The following is a 6,440-nucleotide window of genomic DNA, read 5'->3' as shown; positions in this document are numbered from 1 at the left end:
GATCACCTGTGACGTGGCGTCGGACTGTCTGGCGGGCAAGGGGTTCGAGCACGCCAAGATCCAGGTCCGGCTCACCCTGCCGGCCACGACCGCGTCGGGTGTGGACGACAAACCGGGTCACCTGGCCGGCTACGGCTGGCTGACGCAACCGATGCCGAGTCCACTGTGGCCACTGCCAGCGCGATATCGGTGACTTGACGGCGCACCGCACCCACCGGTCCGGCACGGTTCAGGTTGCTGGCACAGCCTCGGCACCGAACCGACACGTGGTAGACGATCTCGTCCGGATCGTCCACCAATCCCGGTGAGAACCCTTGCGCGCCAGGCCGTTTCCCCGGCCCTGCCGCCACTCTCACGCCGCGACGACCGCGGTGGCGGAGCCATGTTTCGCGTGCCGCCCGCCTCGTCGTGGAGGCGTCCGGAGTGCCCGGTCAGGCTGCCTCGGTTCGTGCCGCGGTGACCGCCACCGTGGCGTACGGCATGGTGAAGCTGCCCCCCATCGCGTCGATGGCGGCCCCGACGTCCTCCAGCACCTCCGCCAGCTTGTCCGACGGGAGTTGGGTGAGGCTGCCATGGGTTGGCATCTGGTCCAGCCACGCGTCCCGGGTGTAGGACTGCTCCCAGTCGAATCGCCACTGCTCCGGGTCGCTGAAGCCGCCCACCTCTCGGATCCCGTCGGCGATCTTGGTGAACAGCACCTGGTACGCGTCCAGCGCTTGCCTCGTCGGCTGGAGGTTGAACGGCGAGTCGGGCACCACCCGCTGGTAGACCGTGGCGAAGGCGTCCGCCACGTCGGACGGAAGCTGGAACACGTGGTGGAAAGGCGCGAGCCGGCCGCCGGGCCGCAGCACCTGTGCCGCCTTGGCCGCTCCGGCGACCGGGTCCACCCAGTGCCAGGCCGTACCGGCGATGACCGCGTCGAACTCCCGGCCGGCGGGGTCCCAGGCTTCGAACGTCGCCACCTCGACCTCGACCCCGCTGCGCCGCGCGAAGTCAGCCATCCGCGCGTCGGGCTCGACGCCCAGTACCTTGCAGCCGGCCGCGTGGAACTGCCGGGCCGCTGTGCCGGTGCCGCAGCCGACGTCGAGGACGTCGGGCCCGGGGCCGGCGGCCACGATCCGGTCCACCATGGCTTCGGGATAGCGGGGCCGGGCCCGGTCGTAGCGTTCGGCGTCCGAGCCGAACGACTCCGCTACCTGTCGGTGTTGATGAGGCTCGTGCTCGGAAGGGCGTGACTGCCTCGGCGGTACAGTGGGCACATGCCCACTCGGCAACCGGGTGGGGCCTGGCGTGGGAATGGAGGAGGCGCGGTGCCGACCGGGGTGGCCATCCGCGACGTGCGCGAGCAGCTGTTCGACGCCGCCGATCGCGTCCTGCTCCGGGCCGGGCCGAGCGGGCTGACCAGCCGTGCGGTCACCACGGAGGCAGGCTGCGCCAAGGGCGTCCTGCACCGCCACTTCGCCGACTTCGACGCCTTCCTCGCCGACTTCGTGCTCGACCGCGTCGACCGGATGGACGCCCAGGCCGCCGCCCTGCGCGAGTCCGCCGGAACCGGCACCGTCGCCGGCAACCTCACCGACGCGCTGACGGCCCTGTTCGGGTCGGTCGCGGTGGCGATCGTCGCCCTCGTCACCTTCCGGGACGAGCTGCGCGCCCGGCTGCGCCAGGCCTGGCCGGCCGGCGTCCCGGTCCTGACGGAAGCTACGGTCATGATCGGCTCCTACCTCACCGCAGAGCGCGAGCTGGGCCGCATCGCCGCCGACGCCGAGGTCGACGCGCTCGCTCCCACGCTGATCGGGACCGGACACCTGCTGTTCGCCGACCGAAGAGGCGCCCCGCCGGAGGCCGAAGCCGTCCACAAGGTCGTGACCTCGGTCATCGCCGGCGTCGTGCGAGAACCGCTGCCTTGACCGGACCGGAACTCAGGGCTGGTGGGCGAACGCCGTCGCCACCTTGATGATCGCGGCTCCGACGTCGGACACGTCGTCCCCGGTGAGATCCTCGTGCAGCCAGAAGACCATCAGCCGGGTCAGCGCATCGCGGGCGCGAGGGCACAGGTCGGGCGGGTAGGCGCGATCCAGGGGGTAGTCGCTCGTGCCGAACGTGCCGCCGCCCTGCAGCGCCGCCATGCACGCGTAGATGGGTTCGCCGATATATCCCGGAGTCGTGGGCACGCCCTCCGCCGCCAGTGCCTCGCCCCACCTCGCCGTGTCCCCGCTCGGAACGAAGAACGGATAGCACCAGTAGGAGGCGTCGCAGCCGGCCAGCGGGTTCCATCGGGTGACGCCCGGGGCTTTGTCGACCGCCGCGTCCAAGAGTGCGGCGGAGCTCCGTCTCCTGGCGAGCACGCTGTCGAGCGTGGCCAGCTGGGGCAGGGCCACCGCGGCCACGAGCTCGCTGGCCCGGTAGTTGAGGCCCAGTCGCGGGTAGCCGCGTGACCCGCCGCCGGCACGGTCCCAGCCCTTGTCGCGGAACAGTCGCATCTCCGACGCGAGCCGATCGTCGTCGGTGACGCAGACCCCTCCCTCGCCCGCGGTCATCTGCTTGGACTGTTGCAGCGAGTACATGCCGATGTGTCCGTACCGGCCCAGGAACGTGCCGTCGTAGCGCGTGCCGTGCGCTTGGCTGCAGTCCTCGAGCAGCGCGACGCCATGCCGATCAGCGATGGCGCGGAGAGCACGCGCATCGGTGGCACCCCCGAACGGGTGGACGGCGAGGATCGCGACGGTGCGATCGGTGACGCACGCCTCGACGGCGCGCGGGTCCATCCCCAGGTGGTCCGCCACGTCCGCGAACACCGGGACGCATCCCTGGTAGAGGATGGGCAGAACGCTGCCTGCGTCGGTGATCGGGGCCGTGACGACCTCGGCCCCGGGGCTCGGGTCGAGCGCCGCGAGCGCGGTGTGGATCGCGGCTGTGCCGGACGAGACGGTCACCGCGTGGTCCGCACCGTAGAACGCGGCGAACTCGGTCTCGAAGCGCTCCGTGAGGACTCCACCGACCCCGAAGAGGGAGCCGGAGCGGATCGCCTCCGTCGCCAGCCGGACGGCCTCCTCGGGAAAGGGCTGCCTGGGTGTCAGCGGACCACGACGGACCGGCGGCCCGCCGTCAACGGCCAGGCGTGCTCGACCTGCGGTCAACATGACACCCCTCGTGGCGAATTATGGAATGGACCGTAATTAACCTTGGCATCCGGCGAGAAGTGAAGTCAAGCGCGGCTCAGAGGTACAGGTGATAGGTGACGAGAGGCCGTCCACTGCCGCCAAGTCCCTGCCGTCCGGTCGACTGGGCGGCACCGGCGCGCTCGAGGCGGTTGAGGACCCGCCGGGCCGTGCGTTGCTGAACGCTCAGGGCGGCGGCGACCGTGCGCGTGGTGACTGTCGCGTCGTCCTGCGCGGCGAGCATCTCCTGAAGCCTGACGAGGGTGGCCTTCGACAAGCCGGCCCGCTCGCTGAGCAACGACAGCGAGGGGCGGCGCAGCGACCGCAGGGAGGTGCCCGACAACGTGAGGTCGATGTCGTTGCGCATGGAGACGACGGCCGCCTCCTTGCCGAGCCGGCCGGCGCGGCCGAGAGCACGGCGAGCCAGCGCCGCCGCCTCGGCGGCGGATCCGCCGACGCCGAACCCCACCCGGATCGTGCCGTGGGCCGCCCCGAGCTTCGCGACGAGCGGGAGCTCCGTGAAGCCGGACGTCGCGACCTCGAGCGGTCCTCGGGTGGTGAAGATGAAGAACCGGCCATCGCGCTGCGCCACAACGGTTCCGCCGAGGCCGCTGGCCTCGCGCCGAAGGTCCCCTTCGGCCGCGGCATCGACCTCGCACAGGCCGACCGCCACCTGCGCGTCGTCCGAACGTGCCTCGCCGAAGGCCACGAGTAGCTGCTGCATCGCGTACCTGACCGAGTGGATCGAGGGCGCGAGGCGGATCGCCGTCGTCTCGGTCCGCAGCACGTCGTAGGCGGAGCGAAGACACGTGATGGCGACGCCGACCCCCTCCGCCGCGCGTTCCTGGTGGAACTCGACGATGTCCGCGGCGGTCAGGCCGCGGCGGTAGGGGAGGACGTGCGCGCCGGAGGTGGCGATGCCCGCCTCCTTCAGGGTCTCGTCCACCTGACCGACGTCGAGGATGTCGATGCTGAACGAGGACGGGTCGTGGCCCTCCTTGAGGAGGTGGATCATCGCGGTGAGCAGGGGAGCCCCGGTGTAGTTGACGAAGCTCGCCGGCCGGTCGAGCAGGCCTGCCCCGGACGCCACCTCGTAGGGCACGACCCCGGTGAACAGCCAGGCGTCGACCTCACCGGGAGCGCCGCGGACGACCTCCACGGTCTGCGTCTCCGTGCGGTAGGGGAGAGCGACGGTCGTGACGCCAGGCATGGATCCCACGACCTTGCGGGTCGACGTCACCAGATCTCGCGGCCCGACGACCCCAACGGTGACCATGCGAGATCCTGCTCCGTCCATGCGCGTGACGACGATCTGGTGCCGCACATCCTAAACGGCGGCGAGCCGCCGCGACCGCCGCACGCGCCGGTCAGCGCGCATCCTCGGCTGGACGCTGATGACAGAATCGCGGCGTGTCACTCGCCACGAACACGGGTCCGCTCGAGGCCCTGCGCCATTCGGTGACGGCCGCCATGCTGACGCCGTTCGACGCGTCGGGCACTCCTGCCGTCGATGCGGCGGGGCCTTATGCGGCCTCACTGGTGCTGGACGGAGTCGGCGCCCTGGCCGTCGGCGCCCACACCGGCCGCGGTCTCCACCTCTCCGATGACGCGCGAGGGGCCGTTGTCCGTGCGGTCCGGGAGGCCGTCGACGTGCCGGTCGTCGCCGGGGTCGGCCTGGCGGGCCAGGGCGGCGACTCGCCCGCCTCGGTGGAGCGGGCGCTGGCTCGCGCGGGGGAGGAGACGGCCGCGGCCGGGGCCGACGCGCTGCTGGTCTACCCGGTGCCGCGCGGCGCGCATCCGGACGTTCCCGGACTCCACGCGCTGGTGGCTCGCGCGTCGGGGCTCCCGGTCATCGCCTTCGTCCTCTACGAAGGCGCGAGCGGTCAGTGCTACTCCGCCGATCTCGCGCGCAGGCTCGTCGCCACCGAGGGCGTGCTGGGCCTCAAGGTGGCGGTGCTCGACGACGCGGTCGCGTGCCAGGACATCCTCACCGGCTGCCGGGCCGAGCGTGCCGAGGCGATTCTCTTCACCGGCGAGGACCGGATGTTCGGCCCGTCGCTCATGTGGGGTGCCGATGCCGCCCTCGTCGGCATCGCCGCGGCGCTGCCCCGGGTCACCGTGGACGTGGTCAGGGCGTGGACCGAGGAGCGCCACTCGGACTTCGTCCGGACATCGGGGGTCCTGGACGTGTTGGCGGCGTTGGTGTTCCGGGCGCCCGTCGACTTCTACGTCCAGCGCATGGCCTGGCTGGCCGGCTGGGAAGGACGCCTTCCGCGGCGGCTCTGCCACGATCCGGGATCGGCGCCGTCCGCGGAGCGGGAGCGCCGGCTGTTCGTCGCGGCGGCGGAGGCGGTCCTCACTCGCGCCGTCGCCGTGCCGCCAGGCCCGTGACCCGGGTCGGGATGGTCGACCTGTCGACCTCGCACCCGGGGATCTTCGCGCCGCTCCTCGCCGAGCTGGGCATGCCGGTGCACGCGGTGCTGGAGCCGGACGAGGCACGGGCGCGGGCCTTCGTCCGGGAGCACCCCGCGGTCGTCGTCGGCAGCCTGGCCGAGCTGGCGGACGCCTGCGACGTCGTCATGCTCCTCGGCGCGGACTGGGACGAACGCATGGGCCGGCTGGCGGCGCTCGCCGCTCGGGACGTGCCGGTCTTCGTCGACAAGCCGATGGCCGGGACGGCCGGGGAGCTGCGGGAGATCGCCGCGCTGGCCGACGGTTCGGCCCGCGTCGACGGCGGGTCGGCGCTGCGGGTCGCCCCGGAGGCCGTCGCCGCCCGGCGGCCCGGACGCACGGTGGTCGAGGTGACGTGCGGCGGGCACCCGTTCTACTACGGCGTCCACGCGGTCGCGCTGGCCACCGCGGTGCTCGGGCCGGGCCTGGTGGGAGCGCGCGGCGTGGCGGGCGAGCGATCGGTCGAGGGCGTGATCCACCACGTCTCCGGCGCGGAGATCCGGGTGTCGGTGTCGGCAGCCGCGGTCGCGGGCGGTTTCGCGGCCACCGTGCCCGACCTCCCGAGGATCGAGCCGGTGGCGGAGGCGTTCTACCCGGCCCTGCTCCGGAACGTGATGACCCGGCTGACCACGCCGGACTCGGACCGGCGGCCGGGCCGGGAGCTCGTGGAGTGCGAGCTGGCGCTCATCGCCATCGCCTGGTCCGAGGAGAACGGCGGCGACGTGGTCGCGCTCGACGCGGTCCCCCCGGCCTTCCACCCGTGGCGCGGTCGCCATCTGCCGAGGTGACCTTGACGGTTCGGAGCCGTCGACCTATCGTTCCGGAATT

At 72.3% G+C, this 6,440-nt stretch carries 7 protein-coding genes; 4 read left to right on the top strand and 3 right to left on the bottom strand.

Annotation, left to right across the window (positions count from 1 at the left end):
* Positions 1–193 (top strand): hypothetical protein (locus tag GEV28_RS19065; RefSeq protein ID WP_291413438.1); only part of this gene is annotated, 193 nt, incomplete at its 5' end.
* 238 nt (positions 194–431) lie between these two features.
* On the opposite strand, the gene GEV28_RS19060 is transcribed toward GEV28_RS19065, so the two are convergent.
* Positions 432–1,259: a class I SAM-dependent methyltransferase gene (locus GEV28_RS19060; protein ID WP_367115129.1), complete on the bottom strand. Its 828-nt coding sequence runs from the start codon at positions 1,257–1,259 to the stop codon at positions 432–434.
* Between the two features lie 51 nt (positions 1,260–1,310).
* On the opposite strand from GEV28_RS19060, the gene GEV28_RS19055 reads away from it, so the two are divergent.
* The gene (locus GEV28_RS19055) at positions 1,311–1,910 is read left to right on the top strand and encodes a TetR/AcrR family transcriptional regulator (RefSeq protein ID WP_291413436.1); all 600 of its coding nucleotides are present in this window, start codon (positions 1,311–1,313) and stop codon (positions 1,908–1,910) included.
* A 12-nt stretch (positions 1,911–1,922) separates the two neighbouring features.
* On the opposite strand, the gene GEV28_RS19050 is transcribed toward GEV28_RS19055, so the two are convergent.
* Both GEV28_RS19050 and GEV28_RS19045 read right to left on the bottom strand, forming a co-directional pair.
* A complete protein-coding gene (locus tag GEV28_RS19050; protein WP_291413435.1) occupies positions 1,923–3,143 on the bottom strand; it encodes a DegT/DnrJ/EryC1/StrS aminotransferase family protein in 1,221 nt (406 codons plus the stop codon).
* 76 nt (positions 3,144–3,219) lie between these two features.
* Complete coding sequence (locus GEV28_RS19045) at positions 3,220–4,437, bottom strand: hypothetical protein (protein ID WP_291413434.1); 1,218 nt, start codon at positions 4,435–4,437, stop codon at positions 3,220–3,222.
* A gap of 134 nt (positions 4,438–4,571) precedes the next feature.
* Here GEV28_RS19045 and GEV28_RS19040 point away from each other — a divergent pair, with 134 nt between their 5' ends.
* Positions 4,572–5,552: a dihydrodipicolinate synthase family protein gene (locus GEV28_RS19040; RefSeq protein ID WP_291413433.1), complete on the top strand. Its 981-nt coding sequence runs from the start codon at positions 4,572–4,574 to the stop codon at positions 5,550–5,552.
* Complete coding sequence (locus GEV28_RS19035) at positions 5,549–6,400, top strand: Gfo/Idh/MocA family oxidoreductase (protein ID WP_291413432.1); 852 nt, start codon at positions 5,549–5,551, stop codon at positions 6,398–6,400. Before GEV28_RS19040 ends, GEV28_RS19035 begins: the two co-directional genes overlap by 4 nt.
* Positions 6,401–6,440 lie beyond the last annotated feature (40 nt).

It is taken from the genome of Actinophytocola sp. (assembly GCF_009379765.1).
In the GTDB taxonomy this organism is placed as follows: Bacteria; Actinomycetota; Actinomycetes; order Mycobacteriales; family Pseudonocardiaceae; genus Actinophytocola.
Note: the sequence above shows the minus strand (reverse complement) of the source record. Positions and strands in the feature narration are given on the sequence as shown.

Coding starts and splice junctions, on each gene's coding strand:
- GEV28_RS19050 (WP_291413435.1), bottom strand. CDS start 3,143: ATGTTGACCGCAGGTCGAGCACGCCTGGCCGTTGACGGCGGGCCGCCG.
- GEV28_RS19045 (WP_291413434.1), bottom strand. CDS start 4,437: ATGGTCACCGTTGGGGTCGTCGGGCCGCGAGATCTGGTGACGTCGACC.